The organism is Empedobacter sp. GD03865 (assembly GCF_029840775.1).
Taxonomy (GTDB): Bacteria; Bacteroidota; Bacteroidia; order Flavobacteriales; family Weeksellaceae; genus Empedobacter; species Empedobacter falsenii_B.
This window is the reverse complement of sequence record NZ_JAOCDF010000038.1, coordinates 1-13,722: the sequence shown is the minus strand read 5'-3', so window position 1 is coordinate 13,722 and position 13,722 is coordinate 1. Positions and strand designations below refer to the sequence as shown.

The following is a 13,722-nucleotide window of genomic DNA, read 5'->3' as shown; positions in this document are numbered from 1 at the left end:
TTATATTTTATAAAATTTAGTTCTAATTAAACCGCTACATTATGCTCGCGCAATGCATCGTTTAATGAAGTTTTTTTATCTGTAGATTCTTTACGAGTCCCGATGATTAATGCACAAGGAACTTGGTATTCACCTGCAGCAAATTTTTTCGTGTAAGAACCTGGAATTACAACTGAACGAGCAGGAACATAACCTTTAATTTCAATTGGTTCATCACCTGTCACATCAATAATTTTAGTCGATGCTGTTAATACAACATTTGCTCCTAAAACCGCTTCTTTTCCTACGCGAACTCCTTCTACAACGATACAACGAGATCCAATGAATGCATTATCTTCGATAATTACTGGAGCAGCTTGCAATGGTTCTAAAACTCCACCAATTCCTACACCACCAGATAAGTGAACATTTTTCCCAATTTGAGCACAAGAACCTACAGTAGCCCATGTATCAACCATTGTTCCTTCGTCCACATATGCACCAATATTTACATAAGAAGGCATTAAAATAACTCCCGAAGAAATATACGCACCATAACGAGCAACAGCATTTGGAACAACACGAATTCCTTTTTCAGCATAATTACGTTTCAATTCCATTTTATCATGGTATTCAAAAATTCCAGCTTCTAAAGTTTCCATTTTCTGAATTGGGAAATACATTACAACTGCTTTTTTCACCCATTCGTTTACTTGCCAATCTTCTCCAACTGGTTCTGCACAACGTAATTGTCCGTTATCGATTAACTCAATTACTTCACGAATTGCAATTTGTGTTGACTCTTCTTGTAACAATTCTCTATTGTCCCAAGCTTTTTCTATGATTTGTTTTAAATTCTCCATCTTTATTAATAATAGCCACAAATATAAAAATTATAATCAAGGGATTTCATAGAGATTATTTATTATTGAATCGTTTTTTTAAATTTGCCAAATGTCACGAATATTAGCGTTAGATTACGGAGGAAAAAGAACAGGCGTTGCCGTAACCGATGAATTGCAAATTATAGCTTCGCCAGTTGATACAATTGATACATCAAAATTGATGGATTTCTTGAAACAATATATCGAGAAAGAAAACGTTTCTGACCTTGTAGTTGGATTATCTGTTCGTTTTTCAGGAGAATTAAATGAGATTGAAAATCAAATTCAACCTTTTTTGAAAAAATTTTCTGAACAATTTCCGTTGATCAAAATTCATCGTGAAAATGAGATGTTTACATCAAAAATGGCTTCTCAAGCAATGTTTGCTGGAGGAATGAAAAAGAAAAAACGTCAAGAAAAAGGAATGGTAGATAAAGTGAGTGCTGTAATAATTTTACAATCATTTTTATCACATAAACTATAACAAATTGTATCTTTGCCGTTAAATTAATAAAAAAAGATCAGAAAATGGTATTACCAGTTGTAGCTTACGGAGATCCTGTCTTACGTAAAGTTTCACAAGAAATCGATCAAGATTATAAAAATTTACAAGAACTGATCCAAAATATGTTCGATACAATGTACGACTCTAACGGAGTTGGTATCGCGGCGCCACAGATCGGAAAAGATATACGTTTATTTATTGTAGATTGCTCACCTTTTGAGGAAGATGAAGATTATGAAGATATACAGAATGAGTTGAAAGATTTCAAACGTGTTTTCATCAATCCAAAAAAAATCAGTAGTTCTGAAGGTGATGAATGGGCTTTTACAGAAGGATGTTTGAGTATTCCTCACATTCACGAAGATGTAACACGTCCAGAATCGGTAACTTTAGAATATTTTGATGAAAATTGGGTGAAACATACCGAAACTTTTTCGGATATTCGCGCTCGAGTTATTCAACACGAATACGATCATTTGGAAGGAAAGCTTTTTATTGACTATATTTCGAGCTTTAAAAAGAAATTAATAAGTAATAAATTAAAAAATATAACAAAAGGGAAAGTAAACACGAGTTACAAAATGAAATTCCCTTCATAGACCCTTAAACATAATAGAATATGGATTTATCAAGAGTTATCGCAATTTCAGGAAAACCAGGATTATACCGTTTAGTTTCTCAAACAAGAGGTGGTTTTGTTGTTGAAGATTTAGAAAAAGGTAAAAAAATCTCAATCGCTTCTAACTACAATGTTAGTTTATTAGACAACGTTGCAATCTACGGAGTATCACAAGAATTTCCTTTGGCTGAAGTTTTCTTCAGAATTTACAAAAAAGAAAACGGAGGAGAAACGATCGATTACAAAACTTCTGGTGCAGATTTGCGTAAATATATGGAAGAAGTTTTACCAGAATATGACGATTCAAGAGTTTATGATTCTGATTTGAAAAAATTATTCCAATGGTATAATATCTTACACAAAAACGGATTATTAAACATCGACTTAGCTGCTGTAGAAGCTGCAATGGCTGCTCAACAAGCACAAGAAGCTCCTGTTGCTGAAGTAGAAGCTACAGAAGAGGTTGCTGTGGAAGAAAAACCAAAAAAGAAAGCTCCTGCTAAAAAGGCAGCTGACAAAAAAGACGCTGAAGAAAAACCAGCTAAAAAAACTGCTGCTAAAAAAACAACAGCAAAAAAAGATAAAGACGCTGAATAATTAGAGATGAATACACGTAAAGATCAATTACAAGCTTTCGAAAGATTGTTGGATATAATGGATGAATTACGTGAAAAATGTCCGTGGGATCGTAAACAAACAATGGAAACGTTGCGTACGTTATCTATCGAAGAAATTTATGAACTTTCGGATGCTATCATCGAAAAAGATTCGGATGAAATAAAAAAAGAACTAGGTGATGTTTTTCTTCACCTAGTTTTTTATTCTAAAATCGCATCAGAACAAAACAACTTCGATGTTGCTGATGTTTTAAATGGTATTTGTGACAAATTAATTCATCGTCATCCACATATTTACGGCGATGTAGAAGCAAATACAGAAGAAAAGGTGCTTCAAAATTGGGAACAAATCAAACTAAAAGAAGGTAACAAATCTGTACTTTCTGGCGTTCCTACTTCTCTCCCAGCAATGGTAAAAGCTTACCGAATTCAAGACAAAGTAAAAGGTGTTGGATTTGAATTTGAAAATTCTGATCAAGTTTTTGATAAAATTATCGAGGAAATTAATGAATTCAAAGAAGAACAAAATCCAACAGATAAAGAGATGGAATTTGGTGACATTTTATTTTCTTTGATTAATTATGGACGATTTAATGGCATCAATTCTGAAGATGCTTTAGAAAGATCGAACAAAAAATTTATCACACGTTTTCAGAAATTAGAAGAAATCGCGAAAGAAAATGGTCAAAACATAGCTGATTTAACCATTTCCGAATTAGATAAATTATGGAATTTAGCGAAAATTCGCTAGTGTAAACTTAACACTATAAAGTTTATTCAAATCAACAAAAACGTTGTAATCAGACGTTTTAACACTATTATAAATAACTTTTATCGACACCAATAAAACAAAGTATTACAAATTATTGTGCACGCACAGAAAACCGACATATATTTGCAATGGTTATAGCGGGCAATAGCTTGTAATAATGGAAGGAAGTTTGTTTACTAAGTAAACAGTTTTCTCATTTTTTTGTGGTTTTGATGAAAAGGTGACTTAAAGTCGCCTTTTTATTTTTTATCAACTTCTATGTAAAATCACAATTCATAACAATCCTTTTTTATCTGAATAATTTGTAAATTTGTAGAATGCAGTTTCAATTAAATTCTGAATTCAAGCCAACTGGTGATCAACCAAAAGCTATTGAAGAATTATCAAATGGTATTCTAAATAATGATCGTTATCAAACACTTTTGGGTGTTACAGGTTCTGGTAAAACATTTACAATCGCGAATGTTGTACAAGATGTGCAACGTCCAACTTTAGTTTTGGCACATAACAAAACGTTGGCGGCACAGTTGTATATGGAATTCAAAGAATTTTTTCCGAATAATGCAGTCGAATATTTCGTTTCTTACTATGATTATTATCAACCAGAAGCTTACATTCCTTCATCAGGAACCTATATTGAGAAAGATTTATCAATTAATGAAGAAATTGAAAAGCTTCGTTTAAGTACAACTTCCTCCCTACTTTCTGGTCGTCGCGATATTTTGGTTGTGGCTTCAGTTTCGTGTTTATATGGTATTGGAAATCCAACAGAATTTCATAAAAATGTGATTCAGATTGAAACGGGGCAAATTATCTCGAGAACAGCTTTTTTGCATAAATTAGTCCAAGCTTTATATTCGAGAACAGAAGGTATTTTTCAACGCGGAAATTTTAGAATTAAAGGAGATACATTAGATATTTTCCCTGCTTATGCGGATGATGGAATCAGAATTAATTTCTTTGGTGATGAAATCGAAGAAATCTCAGTTTTCAATGTAGAAACAGGTAAAACTTCAACTAAACTAGATAAAATTAATATTTATCCAGCTAATCTTTTTGTGACTTCTAAAGATACATTGAATGGCGCAATTGCTGATATTCAGATCGATTTAGGAAAACAAGTTGAGTATTTTCATGAAATAGGAAAACATCTCGAAGCAAAACGTTTGCAAGAACGTACTGAATTTGATTTGGAAATGATTAAAGAATTAGGTTACTGTTCAGGAATCGAGAATTATTCGAGATATTTAGATGGTCGCGATCCAGGAACTCGCCCGTTCTGTTTATTAGATTATTTCCCAGAAGATTATTTGATGGTGATTGATGAGTCGCACGTTACAGTTTCTCAAGTTCATGCAATGTATGGTGGGGATCGCTCGCGTAAAGAGAATTTGGTGGAATATGGTTTTCGACTTCCTGCCGCAATGGACAATCGTCCGTTAAAATTTGAAGAATTTGAAGCTTTACAAAATCAAGTGATTTATGTTTCGGCAACACCTGCGAATTATGAATTAGAAAAATCGGAAGGAGTTGTTGTAGAGCAAGTCATTCGTCCAACTGGATTATTAGATCCAATTATTGAAATTCGTCCAACACAAAATCAAGTCGATGATTTGATGGAAGAAATCAATAAACGAGTAGAGTTAGACGAACGTGTTTTGGTCACTACTTTAACGAAACGAATGGCGGAAGAGTTAACGAAATATTTGACAAAATATGGCGTTCGATGTCGTTATATTCATTCTGATGTGGATACATTAGAACGTGTTCAGATTATGGCTGATTTACGCGCTGGATTATTTGATGTTTTGGTTGGAGTTAATCTTTTGAGAGAAGGTTTAGATTTACCTGAAGTTTCTCTAGTAGCAATTTTGGATGCTGATAAAGAAGGTTTTTTAAGAAGTCATCGTTCTTTAACGCAAACGGTTGGTCGTGCTGCTCGTAACGTGAATGGTTTGGCGATTATGTACGCAGATAAAATTACAGATAGTATGCAATTAACGATTGATGAAACAAATCGTCGTCGTGAAATTCAGATGAAATACAACAAAGATCACAATAAAGTTCCTCAAGCTTTAAACAAAAAAATAACGAAACTAAGTTTAGCTGCAGCAGATTTTGAAGAAAATCCTTACGAACAAAAACATTTGATTCAACAAGCAGCAGAGATTAATGAAAATTATTCGACAGAAGATAAAGAGAAATTGGTACAAAAATTGCAGAAAGAAATGGAAAATGCTGCAAAAAATTTAGATTTTATAAAAGCAGCCGAATTAAGAGATCAAATTCAACTCTTAACCAAAGAATAGCACGTTTTTTTTTAGTTTTAATGAAATTTTTAAGTTTTACATTTTTAATATTATTTACTCTTTTATCGTCCTGTAATACTCATATTCTAAAATCTTCTACTAATAATGAATTGATAGAAAATGAGGAGTATAGTCTCATTCATTCTCGTGAATTAAAAATTTTCAAAAAATTTGATACACCTCCAAATTATGAAAGGAATCAAAATTATACAGATTTTGGTAAATGGATAAATAACCTTCCGCTCAAAAACAATAATACAGCTGTTTATTCTTTTGATGGTCAAAAAAAATCTAATCCAAATATATATGTAGGAGTTTTAGATTTAGAACAACCCAAAAAAAATGTACAGTTTAATGCAAATGCGATGATGAGTTTGCGTTTAGAGTATTTCTTCCGTTCGAAAAAATACAATGAAATAGATAAATTGTCTAAAATTTCTACAAAGCCAATTCCTTACACTGACTATGTAAAAGGAGATTATTCTCATACGAAATACATGCAATATTTGATCTATTATTTAGAAAATACAAATTCAAATACAATTGCTGAATTATTAAAACCAATCTCTATCAAAGAGATTCAAATTGGCGATGTATTTTTTCAAAAGGGAAATATAAAAAGTCATGCTGTAATGGTAATTGATTTAGCGAAAGATAAAAATGGGAATAATATATTCATTTTGGCTCAAAGTTATTATCCAAGTCAAGACATTCATATTCTTTCTAATCCAAGCAACGATTTAATCTCACCATGGTATATTGCAAAAGAAGGCATACTTCTTACACCTGAGTGGAGATTTTTGTCTTCGGACTTGATGCGTTTTAAATAACATTTTACTTTTTCAATCCTTACATTTTACTTAAATTTGTTGTTCAAAACCTCAAAGTAAACAACAATACAGTAAATAATCGATAATGCAAAGAGTATATTTAGACAATGCAGCAACCACAGCAATTCGTCCAGAAGTAGTTGACGAAATGGCAAATGTGATGAAAAATGTTTTCGGAAATCCATCTTCTACCCACGTTTTTGGTAGAGAAGCCAAGGCACTTATAGAAATGGCTCGAAAGAACATTGCGCAGCGTTTAAATATTTCTCCTGCCGAAATTTATTTTACTTCTTGTGGGACAGAATCTAACAATACGATTATACGTTCTTGTGTAAATGATTTAGATGTTACACGTATCATTACTTCGGATATGGAACACAAATGCGTACAAGAAAGTATCAAAGATTTAGAATATCGTGGAAAAGTTGAAGTAATCCGCATCAATATTCAAAAAAATGGAGACATTGATTATGCTCAATTAGAGGAATTAGTTAAAGATCAATCTAAAAAAACATTGGTTTCTTTGATGCATGCTAATAACGAAATTGGAAATTTAACAGATATTAAACGTATTTCGCAATTGTGTCAAGAAAATAATACATTGTTCCACACAGATACGGTGCAAACAGTTGGTCATTACGATTTAGATTTCCAAGATTTGGGAATGGATTTCGCTTCTTGCTCAGCACACAAAATTCATGGACCAAAAGGTGCTGGATTTTTATATGCAAAAAAAGCTTCGCATTTAAAAGCCTTGATTGCTGGAGGAGGACAAGAAAGAGGAATGCGTTCTGGTACCGAAAACGTATACGGAATTGTTGGACTTTCAAAAGCTTTTGATTTAGCAATTGATGAGTTAGAAGCTCATGTTAATCACATCAAAGAAATTAAACAATATACAATCGATCAATTAAAAGCAGCTATTCCAGGCGTTTCTTTCAATGGATTATCAGATGATTTAGACAAAAGTTTGTATGCATTATTAAGCATCAAATTACCATTTCATGATGCCTTAATCGGATTCGAATTAGAATTAGCTGGTATCGCTGTTTCACAAGGAAGTGCTTGCAGTTCTGGTGCAGCAAAAGTTTCATTAGTTATGCAAACATTGTACACAGAAGAAGAAATTGATCAAATGACGCCTTTACGTGTATCTTTTTCATACGAAACAACTAAAGAAGATATTGATGTCTTAGTTGGAACATTGAAAAAAATCGCTGAAAAACATCAATTACAAAACGCTTAATGACTGATTTCAATCAACTTGATATTCTGATTTTAATTGCGTTAGCTTTTGGTTTTATCAACGGATTTTTCAAAGGTTTTATTTCTCAATTAATTGGGTTAGTCGGTTTTTTTGTAGCAATTTGGTTAAGTTTTAAATTTTATCAAATCATCGAAGTTTATGTCGACTCGTACAATATTGTTGCAGATAGCTTAACTTCTTTGGTTGCGTTAGTTATTACATTTGCAATTGCTTTTTTCACAATAAAATTAGCGTCAAGTTTAACACAAAAAACAGTAGAAGCAGTTGGTTTAGGAATCATTAATCGATTTGGTGGAGCGGCTTTAGGATTAATAATCTCTTTACTTTTAACATCAAGTATTTTGTATTATATCGATCCGATTTTAGAATTAGGATTTAAAGAAACAAAAGACGAAAGCCAGATTTTACCAATTTTGAACGAAAGTTCTCAAATCATCAAAAATTCTATCTTCGAAACAAAAGATAATTTAAGGACAGAATCCCAAGATTCTATTCATTTATAATCATACAAAGACAGCTTTTTTCAAGCTGTCTTTTTTCTTAACATTAATTTTATAAAAGGCACAAAAATTATCTAAAGAGATCAAAACAATTAATTTAAGATGAAAAACGATTCTTAGAAGTCGTTTTTTTATGATTTTATTTTTAATAACGACATATTGTGTCGTATAAAATCGTTCCTTTGTTTAAATTTTAAGATTATGAACAGCGCTATCATACTTTCATCCATCCTTTTTTTTATCATTGGAGCCGTTATCAGTTTTTTATATTCAAAGTCGAAAGCAAATTCAGCCATAATTGGAAATGAAATAAAATACCAAGAACTTCAGAAGCAATATGATTCGCTAAAAAATGAATTTATCGAAATAAAAGATGATGCAAATTTCAATTTGGATCAATGGCAAAAAGAGCGCGAAAAAAATACAGAATTAACGGTTCGCCATCAAGAAGCAATGAAAGCTGTGGAGGATCAGAAATCGTTTATGCTCGAAACTAATGAACGATTAAAAGAGCAATTTGAAGCACTTTCAGCTCAAGTTTTGAAAAGTAATAACGAACAATTTCTTGATTTAGCGAAAACAACATTGGATAAACATTTTTCTAATTCTCAAAACGATTTAGAAAAACGTCAACAAGCGATTGATTCGTTAATCAAACCATTAAATGAAAGCTTGAATAAATTTGACGGAAAAATATCCGAAATAGAAAAAGCTCGAGAAGGCGCTTATTCAGAAATTAAAGTTTTCTTAGATTCAATGCGTGGTACAACTGATAAATTGCAAAAAGAAACCAATACATTAGTTTCTGCTCTTAAAACTTCACACACAAGAGGAAAATACGGAGAAATTGGATTGCGTCGTGTCGTTGAATTTGCTGGAATGTCATCTTTTTGTGATTTTGAAGAACAAACTTCTGTTCAGTCCGAAAATGGTTTGCTTCGCCCGGATTTAATCGTTAATCTTCCTGGAAATCGAAAAGTTATTGTCGATTCTAAAGTTCCGTTAAACCAATATATGCTTGCGTTCGAAACGGAAGATGAAAATTTGAGAAAACATCATTTGCAAATGCACGCGAAAGCTGTACGCGAACATTTAAAGAATTTGAGTTCTAAGGCTTATTGGAATCAATACACAGAAGCACCCGATTATGTGGTGATGTATCTGCAAATTGAAAGTTCTTTTGGTGCTGCGTTAGAATTGGAGCGAACTTTGATAGAAGATGCACTAAACAATAGAATAATTATTGCAACACCAACTACTTTGATTACAATGCTTCGCACAATTGCGTTTAGCTGGCAACAATTAAATGTTGCGGAAAATATATATCAAATGCGAGATGCTGGAATAGAGTTATACAATCGTGTGAATGTTTTAATACAACATTTGGCTACGGTTGGTCATAACCTAAACCAAGCAACCCAAAGTTACAATAAAGCTATAGGTTCGCTAGAAAATCGATTTATTCCGCAGGTTAAAAAGCTGAAAGAAATCGGTGGAACTTTAATGGAAAAAGAAATTTCGGAAACTAAGCCAATTGATACAATGATTCGTTCAATAAATAACTTGGATATTCAATAATCATTCTATATTTGTACAACTTTTAGAGAGAATGAAAACAAGCCTATTTACCTTGATTTTACTATATTCTCCTGCTATTTTTGCGCAGGTGAATTTTGAAGAAAAATCTGTACAGGTAAAACCAAATTTAGAATTAAACAAAATATATAACTACTCATTTACAGATCGTAACTTTTCGATATCTGTAAATGACACGGTGTCTAAAGTCATCAACCAATCAAATAAATCGATGGAATTGGTTGACAAGAATGATTTTGCCAATAAGTATACATTTGTAAATGGTAAAAATCAATCCAATGATCCTGACGAATTTTACCGCGATTTTATCAATAATTCTGAAGGAATAGAATACGAATTCACAACAAATCCTTCTGGAGAATTTTTAGAATTATTAAATGTTCCTCAGATTGAAGAAAAATTGCTTAAAATAACAGATAAACTTGGTAAACAACGCAAAAAATCTGATGATTATAAGGCAAATATTGCGTACATTGAGGAAATGGTCAAATCGAAAACATATGTTCCCTATGTTTTTGAGCAAGAAATTCACGTTTTCAATTATTTTAATGGACAATATTTTCGTTTAGGTGAAACATATGAAGGAAAATCGGTACAAGAAAATATTTTTGGTTTTCCAATTTCTTCTACAACAAACACTTATCTAAAAGATATCAACAAAGAAAAAGGTACGTATACAATTGCTTCTGACCAAAATTTGAGCAAAGATGATTTTGAAAAATTATGGGAAGAAATGGCGTATTATATGTTGAATGATGCTAAACTGAATTTGTCACAAGAACAGGTAAAAAAAGAAATCAAAAAATATTCAGAAACAGTTGAATTAAAAGTAAAATATGAAAATACATACGATTTGAATTCAATTTTAATCAAATCTGAATATTTATTTAGCTTAAATATTGGTTCTAAGAAAACAGTTAATCAATTAAGTATAAAACTTTTAAATGACTAAATTTTATTTTTTAACGAATTTCAAACTTCATTTTAGATAATTTGCTCTATTTTTGAATTAGTTTGATTACTTATAAATGAAAATTAATTTTACATATTATCTGTTTTTTCTATTTTTTTCGATAAAAATATTTGCCCAAGATCCTATTCAAGATACAATTTCACCGGTTGTTAAAAATGATACCATTTTTAATGCTCCGCAGGAAACGATTATTTTTCCCAAAACATATTGGAATATTGGAAACGAAAAACGATATAATGTAACAACAAGTGAAGTGAAATTGGAAGATGACACGATTTCGCATCAAGAACAATATACTTATAACGTTATTATTCAAGTTGAAAATATTTATCAAAACGAAACCATTGTAAAGTGGAATTTCAGAAATATACAATTCAATTCAAAATCATTTTTAAATAATCCTTTTTCGTTAGTTAATAATGTTTCGATTTCCTTTAAAATAGATCAAGACGGACGATTTTTAGGTTATACAGATTTAGATAAAACGATCAAACAATTGGTTTTATCATCAGAAGATTTAGAGAATAAATATTTGGATAATCCTACTGCGATTGCGTTAATCAAAAAAAATCTTCAACAATATTCTACAGAAGAAAATATTGTTAAATTATTTGACAAAGACATTCGTCAATTCCATCATTTTTATGGAAAAAGTAATTTTACTTTAGAAAGTGCACCGCTTGTTTATCAGTCGTACATGGACAATTTATTCAGCACTTCTCCTACTCCAGCGACAACAGAATTGAAATTGAATGAGATTGGAGTTTCGCAAACCAATTACATTATGTCAAGTTTTCAGGAAGCCGATAAAGATTGGTTGGCCAATTCTTGGTACAGCTATTTGAAAGATTTGGCAACGAAATTAGGTTCTGAACAACCATCTGAAAAACGATTGAAAGACGACATAAAATATTACGTTAAAACGACTTCGCGTATCAAAGATAACGGTTGGATTTCGTATAATATCGAAACCAAAAAGGTAAAATTTCAAGATACTGATTACACGTTAGAGCGTCGTTTTGAGTTAGTAGACTAAAACTCGCATCAATACTGATAATTCTTACATTATTAAATCATAAAAACTTCGTGAATCAAGATTATTTTTCATAATTTTGCTTTCATTTTATATAAATTATATTCACTATGCAATTGTCTGAACAAGAAATTATTCGTAGAGAAAAACTACAACAATTAAGAGACTTAGGCGTTGAGCCTTACCCTGCCGAAGAATTCGTGGTAACTTCTAATTCTAAAGAAATTAAGGAAAAGTACGAAGAAGGAAAGGTTGTCAAGCTTGCCGGACGATTGATGAGTGTTCGTGTAATGGGAAAAGCTTCTTTCGCTGAGTTACAAGATAGCGAAGGTCGTGTACAGGTTTATATCTCAAGAGATGATATTTCTTCGTCTGAAGAAGGAATTGAGTACAATACAATTTTCAAGAAATTGATGGATATCGGAGATTTTATTGGAATTGAAGGATATGAATTCAAAACTAAAGTGGGTGAAATTTCTGTTCACGTAACAAAATTAACGTTATTATCAAAAACTTTACGTCCATTACCAATTGTAAAAACTGACGACGAAGGTCATGTATTTGATGCTTTTACAGATCCAGAATTGCGTTACCGTATGCGTTACGTAGACATGGTTGTAAACCCACATGTGAAAGAAATTTTCTTAAAACGTACACGTTTATTCAACGCAATGCGTAACTTCTTCAACGATCGTGGATACATGGAAGTCGAAACTCCAGTTTTACAATCGATTCCTGGAGGTGCAGCAGCTCGTCCGTTTATTACGCATCACAATGCATTAGACATTCCATTATATTTAAGAATCGCGAACGAATTATACTTAAAAAGATTAATCGTTGGTGGTTTTGATGGTGTTTACGAATTTTCTAAAAACTTCCGTAACGAAGGAATGGATCGTACGCATAATCCAGAATTTACAGCAATGGAAATTTATGTTGCTTACAAAGATTACAACTGGATGATGGATTTCACAGAGCGATTATTAGAACATTGTGCAATTGCTGTTAATGGAACTTCTGAAACAACTTTCGGAGAACATAAAATTGATTTCAAAGCACCTTACAAACGTGTAACAATGCGTCAATCAATTATTGATTTTACAGGATTTGATATCGATGGAAAATCTGAAGCAGAATTATTTGAAGCTGCTAAAGGAATGGGGATCGAGGTTGATGAGACTATGGGTAAAGGAAAATTAATCGATGAAATTTTTGGTGAAAAATGTGAAGGAAATTACATTCAACCAACTTTCATTACAGATTATCCAAAAGAAATGTCTCCATTGACTAAAAAGCACCGTGATAATCCAGAATTAACTGAGCGTTTCGAATTAATGGTTTGTGGAAAAGAAATTGCTAACGCATATTCAGAGTTAAATGACCCAATCGATCAACGTGAGCGTTTTGAAGCACAAATGGCTTTAGCTGATAGAGGTGACGACGAAGCAATGTTTATCGACCAAGATTTCTTACGTGCATTAGAGTACGGAATGCCTCCAACATCAGGTTTAGGAATCGGAATGGATCGTTTGATTATGTTCTTAACAAATAATCCATCTATCCAAGAAGTTTTATTCTTCCCTCAAATGCGTCCAGAAAAAGCTGCACCAGCTTACGAATTGACAGAAGAAGAAACTCAGATTATTGGAATTTTAAAAGCTAACGAAAACATTGATTTGAATGAATTAAAATCTCAAGCTGCTTTAAGCGGTAAAAAATGGGACAAATCAATGAAAAATTTAGCAAAATATAACTTGACTAAAGTAACTGTTGAAGGAGATTCTAAGACAGTTTCATATTTAGGCGAGTAAATTATTACCCTTTCATCTATATTTAAA

13 protein-coding genes are annotated in these 13,722 nt (G+C 31.9%); 12 read left to right on the top strand and 1 reads right to left on the bottom strand.

Annotated elements, in window-relative coordinates:
* Positions 1–26: 26 nt before the first annotated feature.
* Positions 27–842, bottom strand: a complete 816-nt coding sequence (locus N5D46_RS12830) for a 2,3,4,5-tetrahydropyridine-2,6-dicarboxylate N-succinyltransferase (protein ID WP_114999820.1) — start codon at positions 840–842, stop codon at positions 27–29.
* 91 nt (positions 843–933) lie between these two features.
* On the opposite strand from N5D46_RS12830, the gene ruvX reads away from it, so the two are divergent.
* The 12 genes from ruvX (at position 934) to lysS (ending at position 13,695) form a co-directional block, all read left to right on the top strand.
* Positions 934–1,347 (top strand): Holliday junction resolvase RuvX, encoded by a 414-nt coding sequence (gene ruvX / locus N5D46_RS12825; RefSeq protein ID WP_038333513.1) that lies wholly within the window; start codon positions 934–936, stop codon positions 1,345–1,347.
* A 44-nt stretch (positions 1,348–1,391) separates the two neighbouring features.
* Positions 1,392–1,967, top strand: coding sequence for a peptide deformylase (gene def / locus N5D46_RS12820; RefSeq protein ID WP_038333508.1), 576 nt, complete (start codon positions 1,392–1,394; stop codon positions 1,965–1,967).
* A 20-nt stretch (positions 1,968–1,987) separates the two neighbouring features.
* Positions 1,988–2,584: a DUF5606 domain-containing protein gene (locus N5D46_RS12815; RefSeq protein WP_280050157.1), complete on the top strand. Its 597-nt coding sequence runs from the start codon at positions 1,988–1,990 to the stop codon at positions 2,582–2,584.
* Positions 2,585–2,590: 6 nt separating this feature from the next.
* Entirely contained in the window at positions 2,591–3,355 is a 765-nt protein-coding gene (gene mazG, locus N5D46_RS12810; protein WP_114999814.1) for a nucleoside triphosphate pyrophosphohydrolase, read from the top strand.
* 338 nt (positions 3,356–3,693) lie between these two features.
* Positions 3,694–5,685 (top strand): excinuclease ABC subunit UvrB, encoded by a 1,992-nt coding sequence (gene uvrB / locus N5D46_RS12805; protein ID WP_125350149.1) that lies wholly within the window; start codon positions 3,694–3,696, stop codon positions 5,683–5,685.
* A gap of 110 nt (positions 5,686–5,795) precedes the next feature.
* Positions 5,796–6,515, top strand: a complete 720-nt coding sequence (locus N5D46_RS12800; protein WP_181816289.1) for a DUF4846 domain-containing protein — start codon at positions 5,796–5,798, stop codon at positions 6,513–6,515.
* Positions 6,516–6,600: 85 nt separating this feature from the next.
* The gene (locus N5D46_RS12795) at positions 6,601–7,761 is read left to right on the top strand and encodes a cysteine desulfurase family protein (RefSeq protein WP_125350150.1); all 1,161 of its coding nucleotides are present in this window, start codon (positions 6,601–6,603) and stop codon (positions 7,759–7,761) included.
* Positions 7,761–8,285 carry a CvpA family protein gene (locus N5D46_RS12790; protein WP_114999807.1) on the top strand — a complete coding sequence of 175 codons (525 nt, stop codon included), beginning with the start codon at positions 7,761–7,763 and terminating at the stop codon, positions 8,283–8,285. Before N5D46_RS12795 ends, N5D46_RS12790 begins: the two co-directional genes overlap by 1 nt.
* Before the next feature lie 198 nt (positions 8,286–8,483).
* Complete coding sequence (gene rmuC / locus N5D46_RS12785) at positions 8,484–9,860, top strand: DNA recombination protein RmuC (RefSeq protein WP_280050156.1); 1,377 nt, start codon at positions 8,484–8,486, stop codon at positions 9,858–9,860.
* Positions 9,861–9,891: 31 nt separating this feature from the next.
* On the top strand, positions 9,892–10,830 hold the full coding sequence (locus N5D46_RS12780) for a hypothetical protein (protein WP_114999803.1): 939 nt from the start codon (positions 9,892–9,894) through the stop codon (positions 10,828–10,830).
* 76 nt (positions 10,831–10,906) lie between these two features.
* Entirely contained in the window at positions 10,907–11,887 is a 981-nt protein-coding gene (locus N5D46_RS12775) for a hypothetical protein (RefSeq protein WP_280050154.1), read from the top strand.
* 107 nt (positions 11,888–11,994) lie between these two features.
* On the top strand, positions 11,995–13,695 hold the full coding sequence (gene lysS, locus N5D46_RS12770; protein ID WP_280050153.1) for a lysine--tRNA ligase: 1,701 nt from the start codon (positions 11,995–11,997) through the stop codon (positions 13,693–13,695).
* Positions 13,696–13,722: the final 27 nt, after the last annotated feature.